The sequence below is a fragment of the Ruegeria sp. SATB027 genome (assembly GCF_059613825.1).
The window spans coordinates 36,825-53,839 of record NZ_JBXWTH010000031.1 but is presented as its reverse complement, the minus strand read 5'-3'; the positions used below and the strand labels follow the sequence as shown (position 1 = coordinate 53,839).

Sequence of the window (17,015 nt, the reverse complement as noted above, 5' to 3'; positions counted from 1 at the left end):
CATAAACACGGGTTTGTGATGTCGCGGGTCGGTCAGGTCTGGCACACAGGGTGCACCTCAATACAGGAGACGTAACAATGAAAGCCCTCATTCCCTTGCTCTGCCTGATCGCTTTACCCGCTTGGGCGCAGGACGTTCCGGCCGGATGGGCTGTGTTTCCTGCGGACAAGACCTACTCGGAACTGGTCGATGCAACCAAGGCTGCGATCAAGGACAACGGATTGATAGTGGTGACGCAGGCTGGACCCACCAAGGCAGCTGCGGCACGAGGGATCACCATTCCGGGCAATCTGGTGATTGGCGCGTTCAACAACGATTACGCCGTAAGGGTGCTGGAAACCTCTACCAATGCGATGATCGAAGCACCGATCCGTTTCTATGTCACCGAGAACGAGGACGGAACCGCAACCCTGTCTTACAAGACCCCCAGTTTCGTGTTTGACCCTTACATGGCGGAAGGCGGGCAAGTCTTGCAGGACATTGCCGCGGAACTGGATAAAACTTTTCAATCCGTCGCTGAAGACGCAGTCAAATAGTCACACTGACGTGATCCGCCTTGCGTCTGGTGGCGTCCTCCGCAATCTGCTTCGAAACGGTTATCTCGGAGCATGACTGATGCAGGACCCCACGCCGCGCGCCGCCGATCTTCTGGCCCAACGCCTGTACGAAGCGGGGTGCCGCCACGCCTTTGGAATGCCGGGGGGTGAGGTGCTGACACTGGTGGATGCGCTTGAAAAGGCGGGCATTGCCTTTCATCTGACAAAGCACGAAAACTCGGCCGGATTCATGGCCGAGGCCGTGCATCACCGCGACGGCGCGCCTGCGATTCTGGTCGCCACTTTGGGTCCGGGCGCGATGAACGGCATCAATGTGGTGGCCAATGCGTTGCAGGACCGTGTTCCGATGATCGTTCTGACCGGTTGCGTCGATGCGGACGAAGCACTGACCTATACCCATCAGGTTATGGACCACAGCCAGGTTTACCGTTCCATCACCAAGGGCACATTTACACTGACGGCCAATGGCGCGGATATCATCGCAGACAAGGCGGTGTCACTGGCCACGCAACCGCGACCGGGCCCGGTCCATATCGATGTTCCGATCTCGGTCGCCGATACGCCGGTGACGGGTGTGAAACGCCGCCGTCTGGCCAAGGTCGCGCCTGTCAGCCCCAATGGCGAATGCCTGGAAAAAGCCAGGCGCTGGGTGGCTGAGGCCGAGCGCCCCATCGCCATTATCGGTCTCGATGTCCTCTATGACGACTCGCGCAGTGTGGTGCAGGCGTTTTTGGAACATTTCGGAATTCCATTTGTGACCACCTACAAGGCCAAGGGTGTTGTTCCCGAAGATCACCCTTTGTGTTTGGGCGGCGCGGGCCTGTCGCCTTTGGCAGACAAGCACCTTGTCCCATTGGTCGAACACGCCGATCTGGTGCTGTGTCTGGGGTATGACCCGATCGAAATGCGCCCCGGCTGGCGCGAAATCTGGGACCCCGAAGAAAAGCGCGTCATCGACATATCCGCGGTGATCAATGACCACTACATGCATCAGGCGGGTCTTAATCTGGTGGCCGACACGGGCGAGACGCTTGAGGCCATTGCCAAGGGAAACCCTGCCCGCGCAACGTGGCCGGGTGGTGAGCCCGCGCAGGTCAAAACCGCACTGGCACAGGCCTTTCCCACCGATGAGGACTGGGGACCCGCAGCGGTCATCGCCGAAACGCGGGCTACCATGCCCCCCGAAACACTCGCAACCGCCGACAGCGGCGCGCATCGCATTCTGCTGAGCCAGATGTGGGACTGCAGCGAGGAACGTGGGCTGATCCAATCCTCGGCGCTCTGCACCATGGGCTGTGCTGTCCCAATGGCCATTGGTCTGAAACTGGCCGAGCCCGACCGCCCGGTGATCAGCTTTTCGGGTGATGCCGGGTTTCTGATGGTCGCCGGGGAATTGTCGACGGCGGCTGAAATGGGCGGCAATCCGATCTTTCTTGTCTTCGTAGATGCCAGCCTTGCCCTTATCGAGTTGAAACAGCGGCAGCGGCAGATGGGTAAGAATGGCGTGGATTTCGGCCACCATGACTTCGCGGCCATGGGCCGTGCATTTGGTGGGAACGGCCACACTGTCCGCAACCGGGCAGAGTTGCGTGCAGCACTTGAAGCTGCTGTAAAGGCCGAGACATTTACCGTCATCGCCGCTGAAATCGACCGTGGAGGATACGATGGCCGCATCTGAGGGCCCGCTGAAGGGCGTCAAGGTTCTGGACCTCAGCCGTATTCTGGCCGGGCCGACCTGCACGCAGTTGCTGGGTGATCTGGGCGCAAGCGTCATCAAGATCGAAAACCCTGCCACCGGGGGCGACGACACGCGGCAATGGGGTCCGCCCTATGTCACCGATGCCGACGGCAACCGCTCGGACCTGAGCGCCTATTTCATGTCAGCGAACCGAAACAAGAAATCCGTGGCGCTGGATATCGCGACTGAGAAAGGTCAGGCGGAAATCCGACGGCTGGCCTCACACGCGGATATTCTGATTGAGAATTTCAAACCCGGCGGTCTGGCGAAATACGGGCTGGACTATGCCACCCTGTCGCAGGAGTTCCCCAGCCTCGTTTACTGCTCGATTTCGGGTTACGGCCAAACCGGGCCGAACGCCAGCAAACCCGGCTATGACCTGATGGCGCAAGGTTATGGTGGGATCATGTCCCTGACCGGCGACCAGGAGGGCGCGCCGATGAAAGTGGGGGTCGGCATCGCTGATGTGATGTGCGGAATGTATGCAAGCGTTGGCATTCTGGCCGCGCTGCGCCACCGCGACCTGACCGGTGAAGGCCAGCAGGTCGATCTGGCACTTGTTGATTCTCAGATCGCATGGCTGATCAACGAGGGCGTCAATTACCTGACTTCAGGCGACGTTCCGCAACGCCGTGGAAACGGGCACCCCAACATCGTTCCTTATGACGTTTACGAGACATCCGATGGGCATGTCATTCTGGCGGTTGGAAATGATGGCCAGTTCAGAAAGCTCTGCGGTTTCCTGGGACAACCCGAACTTTCCGACGACCCCAGATTCGCGAACAACCCGACGCGACTGGAACACCGTGATGCGCTGAACGCCATTCTACGGCCCGCTGTTCAAGGTCTGGATACGCGATCCGTGATTTCCGGGCTTGAAGCCGTGAAAGTGCCCGTAGGTCCGGTCCAGACGCTGGATCAGGTTTTTGATACGGAACAGGTGGCAGCACGAAATATGCAGATTTCGATGCAGGCCCAGCCCGGTGTGGTGAACCTGATCGGGAATCCCCTGAACCTGTCACGTACGCCTGTAACATATCGCAGCGCGCCACCCACCTGCGGGGCGGACACTGACTGGGTATTAAACGCTGAAAACCCGTTCGACGATTGAAACACTTGCACAACTAGGCGGCAAGTTGCTGAAACATGCCTTTGAATCGGCGGATTTTTTCGACTTTTTCACACACGACATTTCACCAATTCGAGAGCGGGGTCGATACTGATACGCCGCTCTCGCACACTCTGTTACATCAAACAGTGTCAAATACCGCAATCAGATTGGACCCAAGTATGAAACAAGACGTTTTTGGACAGATGAACACCTTGGCGCAGCCGGAAGCTGTCGAAGCCTGGAATGGTGTTCTGCTTGGGTTCATGGCACATGCCGCGGTTACGCCCCAACATCTGGGCAAAGTGTTGGAGCTTGAGCCCGATTTTGCTTTGGGCCATGCCGTCAAAGGCCTGTTCATGGCCCTTCTCGGTCGACGAGAGATGATGGCGGTTGCGGTCGAGGCTTTGGCGGCTGCCAATACTGCGATGAAACGGCAGCCCGTCTCGACGCGCGAGCGGCTGTTTGTCGATGCATTGGGGCTGTATCTGGCGGGCCAACTGACACAGGCGGTGCAAAAGTTCGAAGCGGTCCTGCGCGACCATCCGCAGGATACGTTGGCGATGAAACTCAGTCATGCGACCCGTTTCGTTCTGGGGGATCCGGATGGAATGCGCCGCTCGATCGAACGGGTGATGCCTGCTTATGAACCCGATCACCCCGGTCGGGGCTATCTGCTGGGCTGCCATTCCTTCGCGCTGGAAGAAACCGGAGCCTACGAAAAGGCCGAGATTGCGGGACGTCAGGCGCTTTGGATGGTGTCCGACGATGCCTGGGGTCTGCACGCGGTGGCCCATGTCCATGAAATGACCGGCAACGCGCAGCTGGGCCTTGACTGGCTGGCCGGGCGCGAGGCGGCCTGGGCCCATTGCAACAACTTCCGCTATCACGTCTGGTGGCACAAGGCCCTGATGCATCTGGATCTGGGTCAGGTCGATCAGGTGATGGACCTGTATGACAACCACGTCCGCAAGGACAAAACCGACGATTACCGCGACATCTCGAACGGAACTTCGCTTCTGATGCGGCTTGAACTTGAAGGCGTAAATGTCGGAAATCGCTGGGAAGAACTGGCTGACCTGAGTGCCGCGCGCACCGAAGACGGCTGCCTGATTTTCGCCGATCTGCATTACCTTTTAGCGCTGACAGGCGACAATCGCGTCGACGCCACAGCCAAAATGCTGAACCGCATGAGCAAGGATGCAGCGCGTGCCAATGACGACACCACCCGCCGTATGGCTGATCCCGGTGTCGCGGCCGCCATGGGCCTTGAAGCCTTTGGTGACGGCCATTATGGCACGGCATTTGATCACCTGTTGGCGGCGCGCGGTTCAATGCAACTGGCTGGTGGCAGTCACGCGCAACGTGATGTATTTGAACGCATTACCATCGATTCCGGGCTTCGGGCCGGTCGTCTTGATGCGGTTGAACGCATTCTGGATGACCGTCGCGCCAAGCGCGCCGGGGGTGAAGACAATTATGCCATCGCGCGCCGCGCCCTGATTGATGCGGCACGCGACGGCGGAGACATGCAAAGCGTCCCCGCCGAATAACAAGACGACCAAGAAGGACAGAGACCGTATGGCGACCATATCGCCCGCTGCTGATTTTGCACCCGTCGCAGCCCCGGCTGCGGCCCCCGCTCGCACGCGTGACCCGCGACTGGATTTCTATCGCGGCATCGCGATGTTCATCATCCTGATCGCCCACATTCCCAATGATCCTTGGGCGAATTGGATCCCGGCGCGCTTTGGGTATTCGGACGCAACCGAGATTTTCGTGTTCTGTTCGGGCATGGCCTCGGCCATCGCCTTCGGCGGGGCGTTCCTGCACAAAGGCTGGTGGATGGGCACGGCCCGAGTGGCCTATCGCATCTGGCAGGTTTATTGGGCCCATATTGCCCTGTTCTTCTTTGTCGCCATGACAATGGCAGCGCTGGACCTGACCGGCGCGTTCGGGAAAACCTATGTCTCGTCCCTGAACCTTCAGCATTTCTTCAATGATCCCGCCCCGCAGATGGTGGGGATCTTTACCCTGACTTATGTACCGAACTACTTTGACATCCTTCCGATGTATCTGGTGGTACTGGCGCTGATGCCGCTCTACATCGCGCTGTACCGTGTCAGTTTCTGGCTGATGGCGGCTGCATCTGTGACCATCTGGTGCATCACTCAGACCGGCGCGCTGGCCCTTCCGGCCGAGCCTTGGTCGGATCGGCAATGGTTTTTCAACCCGTTTGGCTGGCAATTGCTGTTCTTCACCGGATTTGCCTTGATGCGCGGCTGGATTCCCGCCCCACCGGTATCGAAAACCCTGGTCTGGGCGGCTGCCTTGTTCCTGATCCTGTCAGCTCCGTTTGGATCTTGGAAGGTCTTCCTCTGGGTTAACAGCGCTGCGCCTGAGTTGGGCGCTGCGATCCGAAAGATCTGGCCACTGACCGACGAATTGCGCGACAAGACCGAGTTTGGTGCGCTGCGATATGTCCATTTTCTGTCACTGGCCTATCTGGGCTGGGTCGCGGCAGGCGAACATGGTCACCGCCTGATAGCGACGGGTCACGGAATAGGCGCGCGCGTCTGGCAATTCCTGCTGACGGTCATCACCAAAGTCGGTCAGCAATCCCTTGCGGTGTTTGTATTTTCCATGGCAGCAGCACGACTTATCGGCGTTGCCCTCGATCAAGCTGGGCGGGATGTTGCCACCGTCTTTGTCGCCAACATAATTGGCTTTGCCATGATCATCGGCGTGGCCTATCTGGCAGCTTGGTTCAAGTCTCAACCCTGGAAATTGAAGAGATGAATTTCACCCGTCGCGCATTCCTAGTCTCGACGACTGCCTTGGCCTTTGCCCCATCGGCCTATGCGACCGGGGGCGCAGTCCCCTTTGACCGCGACCACGTGATCGAACTGGCCCGCGAACTGGCCAGCCGCCCCTATGCGGAACGCGAAATGGTTCCCCAAGAATGGCAGGATCTGACTTACGAACAATATCGCTCGATCCGTTTTCGACTGGACCGGGCGTTGTGGTACGAAACCGAAACGCCATTCAACGTCGATTTCTTCACACCGGGCCTGTATTTCCCCCGGACCGTCAAGGTGGAAACGGTCGAAAATGGCATGACAACACCAGTCGATTTCGATCTGGGGATGTTCGACAAATCCGAAGATGTGCCGCAATTGCCCATCGACGAGACACTGGGCTTTTCAGGCCTGCGGCTGCGGACCGAGATGCACCGCCCTGGCAAGACGGATGAGTTCTGCGTCTGGCAGGGTGCCAGCTATTTCCGCGCTATTGGTCTGGACGAGGTCTACGGTCTGTCGGCACGCGGTCTCGCCCTGAAAACAGGCGACCCGGATGGCGAGGAATTTCCTGAGTTCATCCGTTTCTGGCTGGAGCGCCCCAAGCCCGGCCATCGGAATATGGTCGTACATGCGCTGATGGACAGTCCCAGCGTGACTGGTGCCTATCGCTTCAATGTCACGGCGGGGGCGGATTGCATTATCGACGTCGAGGCCACGCTGTTTCCCCGCGAAGACCTACCTCATGTAGGTATCGCGCCGGGCACCTCGATGTTTCTGTTCGACCAGACCAACCACAGCCGGTTCGACGATTTCCGTCCGGCCGTCCATGACAGCGACGGGCTGTTGATCCGCAATGGCGCGGGCGAGGTGTTGTGGCGTCCACTGGCAAACCCGGCCCGCCTGCAAATATCGTCTTTCGTTGACGAGAACCCGCGCGGCTTCGGGCTGATGCAGCGCAAGCGCGAGTTTTCGGACTATGCCGACCTTGAGGCGAATTATCACAAGCGCCCGGGCCTGTGGGTCGAGCCTCGGGATGACTGGGGCAATGGCACCGTTACACTGGTCGAGATACCGGCCGATCAGGAAATCTATGACAACATCGTCGCCTATTGGCGTCCGGCAGAGCCCTATGCGGCAGGCAGTCGGGTTGACCTGTCCTATCGTCTGATCTGGGGTGAGGAGCCTCAGCGCACTCCGATGCCACGGGTGACCAACACCGCCATGGGCGAAAACACCTTCGGTGAGGGGCGTTTGGCCGTCATCGATTTCGAAGGCAGCGATTTGTTCGATGATATCGAGGCGATCAGTGTCTTCGTGGATTCCCCTCATGCCGAAACCTCGGACGGTGTTCTGCAACGCAACCCGGATACGGGTGGATTGCGTCTGGCGTTTTCGTTCCAGCCTGATGGGCGCGATCATGTCGAATTGCGCGCGCAACTGCTGAAAGACAAACAGCCCGCCTCTGAGGTGTGGCTTTACCGATGGACCATATGAACCGCGATCTGCATATCATGCCGCCTGAAGCACCTCTGGCGATGCCCGCGCAGAATTTCAGCGTGGGATTCCACGATGCCGATGCCCCGTCGGGCACAGACACGGGCGCGACTGGATTTTGGCGCGCGCTTGCGTTTTCACCGGCGATGGTGGCGACATTGGGCCTGCTGTGGATTATGAGCGACTGGTTCAGCGCCCAGGGGATCAATCTGATCGAGGGCATCCTGTTGGCGCTAATCTCGTTCAACTTCTTCTGGATTTCGTTCACGGTCTGCACCGTTCTGCTGGGTATGGTTTCGCTGTCGCGACAGGATCGTCCGCAGCGCAAGCGCACAGCACAGCCCCTGCGCGTGGCCCTTTTGACACCGGTATACAACGAAGTGCCATGGAACGTGCTGGGCAACGCCCGCACCATGCTTGAAGATTTGCAGGCACGCGGTGGGCAGCATCACTATGCCATGTTCATCCTGTCCGACACTCGCGACCCTGAAATCGCGGCACAGGAACAAGCCAGCGTCGAAGCCCTGCGCACCACGCTCGCCCCGGGGCTGGAGTTGTATTACCGCCGCCGCGAGCAGAACACCGACCGCAAGGTGGGTAACATCGCCGACTGGGTCAGTCGCTGGGGCGCAGACTGGGACGCGATGCTGGTTCTGGATGCGGACAGCCTTATGACCGGTCGCGCCATACATCGGCTAACCGATGCGCTGGCGCGTGATCCCGGTGCCGGGCTGATCCAGAGCTATCCGCAACTGATCGGCGCGCAATCGGTATTTGCCCGGATGCAACAATTCGCCAATGGGGTCTATGGCATCGCCTTTGCCGAAGGGTTGGCGCGCTGGTGCGGGCAAGAGGGCAATTATTGGGGCCACAACGCCATAATCCGCACCAAGGCTTTCGCCACCAGTGCCGGACTGCCCAAGCTGCGTGCGTTCAACGGTCAGGACAAGCTGATCATGAGCCATGATTTCGTCGAGGCTGGATTGCTGCGCCGTGCCGGATGGGCGGTGCGGTTCCTGCCGCGCATTCGGGGATCTTACGAGGAAACGCCCCCCACACTGATTGATCATGCGATGCGGGATCGGCGTTGGTGCCAGGGCAACCTGCAACACCTGAAACTGCTGGGCTCGACTGGATTCCGGGCCGTCTCGCGTTTTCACATGTTCCACGGTGCCGTAGGATACCTGATGTCACCGTTGTGGTTTGCGCTACTGTTGATGTGGGCACTGATCGGTCAGGGCAAAGACGCCTCTGTCCTGCATTACTTCAGCCCCGATAATCCGCTGTTCCCGCAATGGCCGGAAATGTCGGAAACCCGGCACGTTCTGATCATTCTCGTGATGTATGCAATGCTGCTGGCACCCAAGGTGCTGGGAGTTCTGGCTTTGCCGCTAAGCGGTGTGCGTTATTCCGAGTTCGGAGGCGGCCTCAAGTTCCTGACCTCGTTTCTGGCCGAGGTCATTCTGTCGATCCTGTATGCACCGATCCTGATGGTGCAACAGATGATCGCCGTTTTCCGGACAGCGCTTGGCATTCAGCGGGGCTGGTCGCCGCAAGCACGCGACGGTGGCAGTTACGGATTGCGCACGCTGATCCTGTGTCACGCATTGGAAACCGTCAGTGGCATAGCCTTGAGTGTTGGTATCCTGTCCGGGCTGGTCTCGATCTGGCTGGCTCCGATTGCCATCAGTCTCGCCCTTGCCATTCCGCTATCGGCACTCAGCGGTGTTTCGGCCGGTGCCGCACGCCGGATGGTCGGAATGCGCGAGGATTTCCGCGAACCTGCCATCACCCGGTCGGCCCGGCGTTACCGGGCCGAGCTGAAGCAATTGGTTGAAGGCAAGATCAAGATGACCCCGGCAGAGTGATCAGCTGCCGGGAAGCCCTTCGTACCAATCCACGACCATATCAGCCCAACCGGCTGGAACTGTATGACCGCCCGGGAACAAGGCAAACTCCAGCGCGCTGCCTTTGGCACAGGTGGTCCAGCGGCGGCGCATGAAATTCCCCGTTGTGCTAAAGCCGGCCGGTTTGTGATCGACGCAGCCATTTGCCTCGCGCCAGATTTCGAACCCGGCATAGATATCGCCCTGCTGAAACCGGCCACCGCCCAGTACGCGCCCCTCAAGCGGTACCACGTTGTCCGTCCAGCCATGGGTATGAAACATCCGGATCGGACCCTTGCAAGTTTCCGGGTGTGGCCGCCAGAATCCTCCGGACACCGGAACATATGCCGAAAATGTCTCGGGCGCCTTGCAGGCGAGATAGTTGACCATAAAGCCACCAGCCGAAAACCCGCCCAGCATGACCCGGTCCGCATTGATTCCAAACCGGTTTTCCGCGTCCTGAACCACTTCGGACAGAAAGGCGGTTTCATCCCGTTCGCCAAATCCAGGAATAAAGTTCCAGCTTTTTCTGCCGCCCCGGTTGGGCCTTTCCGAACCTTCCGGTGCCATCACAGCATACCCCCGCGCCAGCAGAGGTTCGACCATCCCGCGATTTCGCATCGTGCCCGATCCACTGCCGCCATACCCGTGCAGAAACACCACCAATGGCGGGTTTTCCGCATCGGGCAATTCGATATGATACGCGCCCAAGGATGTTTCGCAAATTTCCCCTTGATCAGCACAATCCGCCAAGGCCAACTGCGCGCTGAAGGCAAATACTGTTGCCAGGCTGATTTCCCTGATCATCCTGCATCCTCACTGTATTTACGGACCGGTAAACCGGTCCTTACCCATCCCGGCCCGGCCGCCGAGCCCAACATACCCTCGGGTACGTCGATGATATTTGTGAATCCGGCTTCAATCAAACGATTGCTGAGGCGCGCGGACCGCACCCCTCGGGCGCAGATCAGCGCCACGGGCGCAGCCTGATCACCGCCGGTCATTTGTGTCAGAACGTCGACGAAATCCTCGCGGCGCATGTCCAGCGGTACCGCGCCCTCGCCTATTCCTGAGGCGCGCCACTCGCGCGGTGTGCGGATATCAACCAGCAGAACGCGCCCGTCCGCGGCCTGCTCATGGGCGTCGGCCACACTGATCCGGCCACCGCTGTGATCTTCAGGGATCAGTCTGTATTGCCTGATCGCAAACCCCGCAGCAATCGCGGCACCGCCACCAATCAATAGCCACCGTCGGGATCGGTTCGTTTTTTCGGCCACGCCTCAGCCTCCTGTTCGCTGATGCTGGTTCTAGCACAACCAGACAGCAAGTTGCGCGGTGAAACACAGCTCGCAGATCAAGATCGCGTCATTAATGCGCAGCGCCGCCAACGCCTTGGTGATCCGTTGGAGCCCCGCAAAAACGTTGCCATCTCTGGACAGTCGGCAAAATATCCTTACAAAATTGACCTCACCCTGACCGCCCAGACCGGAGTATCGCACTTGTCCCTATTCCTTATTGCGGCCCTTCCCTTCCTTGGTGCTGTATTTCCCGCACTGCTGATCCGCGCGGGCCGAAATGCCGCCGCATCCGCAGCCGGGTTGACCACATTTCTGGCCCTGATGGGGCTGCTGATCCACATCCCTTCGGTCATGCGCGGAGACGTCGTGACTGCCCGGTTTGACTGGATACCAAGGTTGGGCCTGAACGCGAATTTCATGCTGGACGGGCTGGGATTTCTTTTCGCCTTGCTGATCCTTGGCATTGGATTGCTCATCATCCTCTACGCACGGTTCTACCTGTCGCGCGAAGATCCGATGGGGCAGTTCTATACCTATCTGCTGCTGTTTCAGGGGGCGATGGTTGGTATTGTCCTGTCCGACAATATCCTACTTTTGATTGTTTTCTGGGAACTTACATCGCTCAGCTCATTCTTGCTGATCGGCTATTGGAAACACCTGCCCGATGGCCGTCAGGGCGCGCGCATGGCTTTGGCCGTCACCGGCTCGGGCGGGTTGGCGATGATCGCCGGGATGCTGATCCTCGGCAATATCGTTGGATCCTATGACCTGAGTGTCATTTTGCAGAACAAGGAGCTGATCCAGGCGTCCCCCTACTACCTGCCGGCATTGATCCTGATCCTGCTGGGTGCCTTCACCAAGTCGGCACAGTTCCCGTTTCACTTCTGGCTGCCCCATGCCATGGCCGCGCCGACGCCGGTGTCCGCCTATCTGCACTCGGCCACCATGGTGAAGGCCGGTCTGTTCCTGATGGCGCGGATGTGGCCTGTTCTGGCAGGAACAGATGCGTGGTTCTACATCGTGGCCACGACTGGTCTGATCACCATGCTGCTGGGTGCGGTCATCGCGCTGTTCAAGGATGATCTAAAGGCGCTGCTGGCCTTTTCGACCGTATCCCATCTGGGCCTGATCACCATGCTGCTGGGCTTTGGCACCAAAATTGCCGCCGTGGCCGCCATTTTCCACATCATCAACCATGCGACCTTCAAGGCTGCCCTGTTCATGACCGCCGGGATCGTGGATCACGAAACTGGAACGCGGAACCTGAAACGGCTGGGTGGTCTGCGTCACCTGATGCCGATCACCTTCACCATCGGCACCATCGCAGCCCTGTCCATGGCGGGTCTGCCGCCGCTGAACGGCTTTTTGTCGAAAGAGATGATGCTGGAAGAGACCGTTCACACCACTTGGTTGCATTCACATTATCTGGTTCCGGGGCTGGCACTTTTAGCAGCGCTGTTCTCGGCCGCTTATTCTTTCCGCTTCGTCAGCCATGTTTTCCTTGGACCCAAGCGAGAAGACTATCCCAGCCATCCGCATGACCCGCCTGTCGGGCTGTGGCTGGCACCCGCACTGCTGGTTGTACTGGTCGTCCTGATCGGCCTGAATTCCGCCGCGATCGTTGGCCCCCTGATCGCCGTGGTTTCCAGCGCGGTTATAGGCGGCGAGAAGCTGCCGTATTACTCGCTCAAACTGTGGCATGGCTTCACGCCCGCACTTTACATGTCGGTTGTTGCGACATTGGGCGGCCTTTTCCTGCTGGCGCTGCACAAACGCGGCGAGCAGGTCTGGAATGCCCTGCCCCGGCCCGAGGCCAAGGTAATCTTTGAGGCTATCATCGACGCGCTGACCAGATTAAGCCGCTGGATAACCGATGAGATGCATAACGGTGTTCTCAGCCGCTATGCGATCATCTTCGTCGCTTTCACCGTGGGCCTTGGTTATTACGCCTATTCGACAGGAACCATCGGCGTGGAAACCCGCGTTCCGCTGCCAGCGCAGATCATTCCGATCATCGGCTGGATTTGTCTGGTGGGCGCAACGCTTGGTATCATGTGGTTCCACCGGAACCGCCTGTTGTCGCTGGTGTTGATCGGCGTCGTGGGCCTGATCGTTTCCATCGCGTTCAACTATCTTTCCGCTCCGGACCTTGCCCTGACGCAAATCTCAGTCGAGGTGGTAACGATGATCTTGTTGCTGCTGTCGCTGAACTTCCTGCCGACCGAGACGCCATGGGACAGCAGCGCAGCGCGACGATGGCGGGATGCCGCGATTTCCGTCGTTGCCGGTCTTGGCACAGGCGCGCTGGTCTACGCGATGATGATGCGCGATTTTGCATTTCCAACGATTTCAGAATTCCATCTGGCCAATTCCTATAAGGGCGGTGGCGGCACCAATGTGGTCAACGTGATCCTGGTCGACTTCCGGGGTTTTGATACGTTTGGCGAGATCATCGTGCTGGGCATTGCCGCGCTGATTATCTTTGCGCTGACGGAATCCGTGCTAAGCACCAATGTCCGCAGTTACCTGCTGAATCGCAAACCGCACTGGCCACAGTCCGGTGATTCACACCCGCTGATGATGGTTGTGGCGACCCGCGTGATGATGCCGATTGCGCTGATGGTCGGAGCCTATATTTTCTTCCGTGGGCACAACCAGCCTGGCGGCGGATTTATCGCCGGGCTGATCGTCGCCATCGCCTATCTGATGCAATACATGGCCAGCGGCTATACTTGGGCGATTGAGCGGCAGCGGTTTTATTACCACGGCACCATTGGCTGGGGCGTGCTGATCGCTGCGGCCACGGGTCTGGGGGCCTGGTTCAATGAACGCCCCTTCCTGACCAGTGATTTTGGCTATCTCCACTGGCCCCCGCTTGAGGAATTCGAATGGGCCACCGCCATGCTGTTTGACACGGGCGTGTTCCTTGCGGTTCTGGGTGCGGTCATGCTGGCACTCGACAGCCTGTCCCGCTTTGCGTGGCAGCCCGGAATGGCACAGGAATTCCCGATGGATATCAATCCCCTGCGGGACTCTCCACCGGAACAAGAACAAGAGAAGGAGCAGGCCTGATGGAAGCGCTCGTAGCCTCTGCCGTCGGTATATTGACCGCTGCCGGAATATTCCTGATCCTGCGCCGCCGGACGTTCCCTGTCATTCTGGGCCTGTCGCTGATCACTTACGCGGTCAACGTGTTCCTGTTCGCGACCGGGCGTCTTGCGCTGAACGCCCCCCCGGTTCTGAACAAATACAAGGACGTCGCTTACACCGATCCTCTGCCACAGGCGCTGGTGCTGACCGCAATTGTGATTTCCTTTGGAATGACCGCGGTGATCGTGATGATCTCGCTCAGCGCGTACCTGTCCTCCAAGGATGACCATATCGACATGACAGCGCAGGACAGCGTGGACGCAGCAGGAGAAGACGCATGAACCACTGGATCGTTGCGCCGATCGTCCTGCCCGCGATCCTGGCTCCGTTTAGCATCATGGTCCTGCGATACCATCTGGATCTGCAGCGCATCTTTTCGGTCGCCGGTGTTGTGGCCTTGCTTGGAATTGCGCTGACAATCACGGCGCAGGCTTCGGGCGGAGATATTCAGGTTTACGAGCTTGGAAACTGGCCCGCCCCGTTTGGCATTGTCATGGTACTGGATCGAATGTCAGCTATGATGGTTTTGCTGACAGCTCTGCTTGCCTTGCCGATTGTGCTTTATGCCATTGCAACAGGCTGGGATGATCGGGGCAAACACTTCCACGCCCTGTTCCATTTTCAGCTTATGGGTGTCTGCGGCGCATTCCTGACCGGAGATGCCTTTAACCTTTTCGTGTTTTTCGAAGTTCTGCTGATCGCCTCTTATGGCCTGATGACCCATGGTGGCGGTGCGGTGCGATTGAAGGCGGGTGTGCAATATGTGGCTTACAACCTGTTGGGATCGACTTTGTTCCTGTTTGCGTTGGGCACGATCTATGGCGTGACCGGGACACTGAACATGGCGGATATCGCCATAAGGGTTGCCGAAATCCCGACCGAGGATACGGCATTGTTGCGGGTTGGCGCAGTCCTTTTGTTGCTGGTCTTTTGCATCAAGGCCGCCGTTCTGCCCCTGCATTTCTGGCTACCTGCCAGCTATGCCAATGCGCCAATGCCCGTCGCGGCCCTGTTTGCAATCATGACCAAGGTCGGGGCTTACTCGATTCTGCGGATGTTCACATTGGCCTTTGGCCCCGATGTCGCAGCGACAGAAGGTCTGGTGGGTGAGTGGTTGCAACCTGCTGCACTTGTCACATTGGCTGTCGGGGCTATCGGCATTCTGGGGTCAAAACATATCGCCCGCATGGTGGCGTTCTGCGCGATTGCATCCATGGGCACCCTGTTGATTGCGATCTCGCAATTCACGCCTGATGCGACAGCTGCGGCGCTGTACTATGTCTTTCATTCGACGCTGGCGACAGCCCTGCTGTTCCTGGTTGCCGATCTGGTGATGGCGCGGCGCGGCGGGGCCATCGCACCAACGCCACCCATGCCGCAAAGCGGGCTGGTGTCTGCACTGTTCTTCGTGGGGGCGATTGCGATGGCGGGAATGCCGCCCTTGTCCGGCTTTATAGGCAAGCTGCTTGTGCTGGACGCCTCGCGCGATGCTTCGGATGCCACGACGGTCTGGGCCGTGATTCTGATCAGCTCATTCGTCACAATAATTGGCTTGGCCCGAGCCGGAACTTTGATTTTCTGGAAAAGCTATGACACTCAGGCTGTTCCGATAGCTGAACCAGCGGAAAATGAAGCTGCCCCCGCACCGGTCGCACCTGAACCACAACCCGGTCTGGCCTTTACTGCCGTGTTTGGCGCCGTAGCCGGCCTGATCCTGCTGACATTGTTCGCGGGCCCAGCGCTGGAATATACAAGCCAAACCGCAGAGCAGCTGTTTACGCCTGAAAACTACATCTCTGCTGTATTGGGAGGGGCCGAGTGATGAAACTGCTGCACCGGATATTTCCGCACCCACACCTGACCATTCTGTTGACGATCGTCTGGATCCTGCTGGCGAACAAGCCGTCACTGAATTCTCTGGTCTTTGGCCTGATCCTCGGGATCATCATTCCCTTTGTCACACAACCTTACTGGCCCGACCGGCCCAAGCTGCGCAACTGGCCAATGGTCGCGGAATACGTGATCGTCGTGCTATGGGATATTGTCGTTGCAAATATTACGGTGGCCCGGATCGTTCTGTTCAAACGCAATGAAGACCGGCGGCCCAACTGGATTAGCATTCCGCTGGAGCTTCGGACACCCGAAGCCATAACCGTGCTGGCCGGGACCATCACGATGACGCCCGGCACCGTCAGTTGCGACCTGTCGGCACAGGGGCACAATCTGCTGGTTCATTGCCTGGACGCGCCGAACCCAGATCAGGTGCGCGACGAAATCAAGCAGCGCTATGAACGTCGCCTGAAGGAGATTTTCGAATGATCGAATACGCAATCTACTTTGCATTTGCCTGTTTCGGCGCGGCGATCATGATGTGTCTGTGGCGGATCATCACCGCAGACGGCGTTGGGACCCGGGTTCTGGCTCTGGATACGATGGTCATCAATACGATTGCCCTAATGATCCTTTATGGCCTATCGAAAGGGACCGAGATTTTCTTTGAAGCGGCCATGATCATCGCGATGCTGGGTTTCGTCTCGACCGTGGCATATGCGCGCTTCATGCTGCGCGGCAACATCATCGAATGAGGGCGATATGACATTCATTGCAGAGCTGCTGATCGCCGTTTTCCTGATAGTCTCGGGTATCTTTGGGTTTGTCGGGTCCTTCGGCATGATCAAGCTAAATGATCCAATGTCCCGCCTTCACGCGCCGACCAAGGCGACAACTTTAGGCGTGGGTGGGGTGTTGCTGGCTTCGATCACCCATTCCGTTCTGCTGGAAGGCAAACTGTCGCTGCACGAGCTTCTGATCACGCTGTTTTTATTCCTAACGGCTCCGATCACGGCCCTGTTCATTGCAAAATGGCACATTCATCGTCATGAACTGCCCAGCGACCTGCCCGATGCTGGCGAGGATGAGCTTTGGGCCACCCACGCGGTCGAGCAGGTCGAGGATGTTCCGGACCACAGCGCGAATTAACACA

At 58.5% G+C, this 17,015-nt stretch carries 15 protein-coding genes; 13 read left to right on the top strand and 2 right to left on the bottom strand.

Annotated elements, in window-relative coordinates; translation table 11 throughout:
• Nucleotides 1–77 precede the first annotated feature (77 nt).
• From AC2FPW_RS07410 to mdoH, 7 genes are all read left to right on the top strand, one after another.
• Nucleotides 78–536, top strand: coding sequence for a DUF302 domain-containing protein (locus tag AC2FPW_RS07410; RefSeq protein ID WP_496813050.1), 459 nt, complete (start codon nt 78–80; stop codon nt 534–536).
• Between the two features lie 79 nt (nt 537–615).
• The gene (locus AC2FPW_RS07405) at nt 616–2,235 is read left to right on the top strand and encodes a thiamine pyrophosphate-binding protein (RefSeq protein ID WP_496813049.1); all 1,620 of its coding nucleotides are present in this window, start codon (nt 616–618) and stop codon (nt 2,233–2,235) included.
• Nucleotides 2,222–3,406: a CaiB/BaiF CoA transferase family protein gene (locus AC2FPW_RS07400; RefSeq protein WP_496813048.1), complete on the top strand. Its 1,185-nt coding sequence runs from the start codon at nt 2,222–2,224 to the stop codon at nt 3,404–3,406. The genes AC2FPW_RS07405 and AC2FPW_RS07400 overlap by 14 nt, the downstream gene beginning before the upstream one ends.
• 179 nt (nt 3,407–3,585) lie before the next feature.
• Nucleotides 3,586–4,956, top strand: a complete 1,371-nt coding sequence (locus tag AC2FPW_RS07395) for a tetratricopeptide repeat protein (protein ID WP_496813047.1) — start codon at nt 3,586–3,588, stop codon at nt 4,954–4,956.
• Nucleotides 4,957–4,984: 28 nt separating this feature from the next.
• Entirely contained in the window at nt 4,985–6,202 is a 1,218-nt protein-coding gene (locus tag AC2FPW_RS07390; protein ID WP_496813046.1) for an OpgC family protein, read from the top strand.
• Nucleotides 6,199–7,698: an OpgD/OpgG family glucan biosynthesis protein gene (locus tag AC2FPW_RS07385; RefSeq protein ID WP_496813044.1), complete on the top strand. Its 1,500-nt coding sequence runs from the start codon at nt 6,199–6,201 to the stop codon at nt 7,696–7,698. The genes AC2FPW_RS07390 and AC2FPW_RS07385 overlap by 4 nt, the downstream gene beginning before the upstream one ends.
• On the top strand, nt 7,695–9,566 hold the full coding sequence (mdoH, locus tag AC2FPW_RS07380) for a glucans biosynthesis glucosyltransferase MdoH (protein WP_496813093.1): 1,872 nt from the start codon (nt 7,695–7,697) through the stop codon (nt 9,564–9,566). Before AC2FPW_RS07385 ends, mdoH begins: the two co-directional genes overlap by 4 nt.
• On the opposite strand, the gene AC2FPW_RS07375 is transcribed toward mdoH, so the two are convergent.
• On the bottom strand, nt 9,567–10,391 hold the full coding sequence (locus tag AC2FPW_RS07375) for a CE1 family esterase (RefSeq protein WP_496813042.1): 825 nt from the start codon (nt 10,389–10,391) through the stop codon (nt 9,567–9,569).
• Nucleotides 10,388–10,861 carry a rhodanese-like domain-containing protein gene (locus AC2FPW_RS07370; protein WP_480485185.1) on the bottom strand — a complete coding sequence of 158 codons (474 nt, stop codon included), beginning with the start codon at nt 10,859–10,861 and terminating at the stop codon, nt 10,388–10,390. Before AC2FPW_RS07370 ends, AC2FPW_RS07375 begins: the two co-directional genes overlap by 4 nt.
• Before the next feature lie 222 nt (nt 10,862–11,083).
• Here AC2FPW_RS07370 and AC2FPW_RS07365 point away from each other — a divergent pair, with 222 nt between their 5' ends.
• From AC2FPW_RS07365 to AC2FPW_RS07340, 6 genes are read left to right on the top strand one after another with little or no spacing between them, the layout of a single operon-like run.
• Entirely contained in the window at nt 11,084–13,954 is a 2,871-nt protein-coding gene (locus AC2FPW_RS07365; protein ID WP_267365957.1) for a monovalent cation/H+ antiporter subunit A, read from the top strand.
• Nucleotides 13,954–14,313, top strand: a complete 360-nt coding sequence (locus tag AC2FPW_RS07360) for a Na+/H+ antiporter subunit C (protein WP_209503290.1) — start codon at nt 13,954–13,956, stop codon at nt 14,311–14,313. The genes AC2FPW_RS07365 and AC2FPW_RS07360 overlap by 1 nt, the downstream gene beginning before the upstream one ends.
• On the top strand, nt 14,310–15,854 hold the full coding sequence (locus AC2FPW_RS07355) for a monovalent cation/H+ antiporter subunit D (protein WP_496813041.1): 1,545 nt from the start codon (nt 14,310–14,312) through the stop codon (nt 15,852–15,854). Before AC2FPW_RS07360 ends, AC2FPW_RS07355 begins: the two co-directional genes overlap by 4 nt.
• The gene (locus AC2FPW_RS07350) at nt 15,854–16,351 is read left to right on the top strand and encodes a Na+/H+ antiporter subunit E (protein WP_496813039.1); all 498 of its coding nucleotides are present in this window, start codon (nt 15,854–15,856) and stop codon (nt 16,349–16,351) included. The genes AC2FPW_RS07355 and AC2FPW_RS07350 overlap by 1 nt, the downstream gene beginning before the upstream one ends.
• Nucleotides 16,348–16,617, top strand: coding sequence for a K+/H+ antiporter subunit F (locus AC2FPW_RS07345; protein WP_209503286.1), 270 nt, complete (start codon nt 16,348–16,350; stop codon nt 16,615–16,617). The genes AC2FPW_RS07350 and AC2FPW_RS07345 overlap by 4 nt, the downstream gene beginning before the upstream one ends.
• A gap of 7 nt (nt 16,618–16,624) precedes the next feature.
• Entirely contained in the window at nt 16,625–17,011 is a 387-nt protein-coding gene (locus AC2FPW_RS07340) for a Na+/H+ antiporter subunit G (protein ID WP_267365960.1), read from the top strand.
• Nucleotides 17,012–17,015: the final 4 nt, after the last annotated feature.

Coding starts and splice junctions, on each gene's coding strand:
- AC2FPW_RS07410 (WP_496813050.1), top strand. CDS start 78: ATGAAAGCCCTCATTCCCTTGCTCTGCCTGATCGCTTTACCCGCTTGG.
- AC2FPW_RS07340 (WP_267365960.1), top strand. CDS start 16,625: ATGACATTCATTGCAGAGCTGCTGATCGCCGTTTTCCTGATAGTCTCG.
- mdoH (WP_496813093.1), top strand. CDS start 7,695: ATGAACCGCGATCTGCATATCATGCCGCCTGAAGCACCTCTGGCGATG.
- AC2FPW_RS07385 (WP_496813044.1), top strand. CDS start 6,199: ATGAATTTCACCCGTCGCGCATTCCTAGTCTCGACGACTGCCTTGGCC.
- AC2FPW_RS07405 (WP_496813049.1), top strand. CDS start 616: ATGCAGGACCCCACGCCGCGCGCCGCCGATCTTCTGGCCCAACGCCTG.
- AC2FPW_RS07360 (WP_209503290.1), top strand. CDS start 13,954: ATGGAAGCGCTCGTAGCCTCTGCCGTCGGTATATTGACCGCTGCCGGA.
- AC2FPW_RS07395 (WP_496813047.1), top strand. CDS start 3,586: ATGAAACAAGACGTTTTTGGACAGATGAACACCTTGGCGCAGCCGGAA.
- AC2FPW_RS07345 (WP_209503286.1), top strand. CDS start 16,348: ATGATCGAATACGCAATCTACTTTGCATTTGCCTGTTTCGGCGCGGCG.
- AC2FPW_RS07350 (WP_496813039.1), top strand. CDS start 15,854: ATGAAACTGCTGCACCGGATATTTCCGCACCCACACCTGACCATTCTG.
- AC2FPW_RS07400 (WP_496813048.1), top strand. CDS start 2,222: ATGGCCGCATCTGAGGGCCCGCTGAAGGGCGTCAAGGTTCTGGACCTC.
- AC2FPW_RS07390 (WP_496813046.1), top strand. CDS start 4,985: ATGGCGACCATATCGCCCGCTGCTGATTTTGCACCCGTCGCAGCCCCG.
- AC2FPW_RS07355 (WP_496813041.1), top strand. CDS start 14,310: ATGAACCACTGGATCGTTGCGCCGATCGTCCTGCCCGCGATCCTGGCT.
- AC2FPW_RS07375 (WP_496813042.1), bottom strand. CDS start 10,391: ATGATCAGGGAAATCAGCCTGGCAACAGTATTTGCCTTCAGCGCGCAG.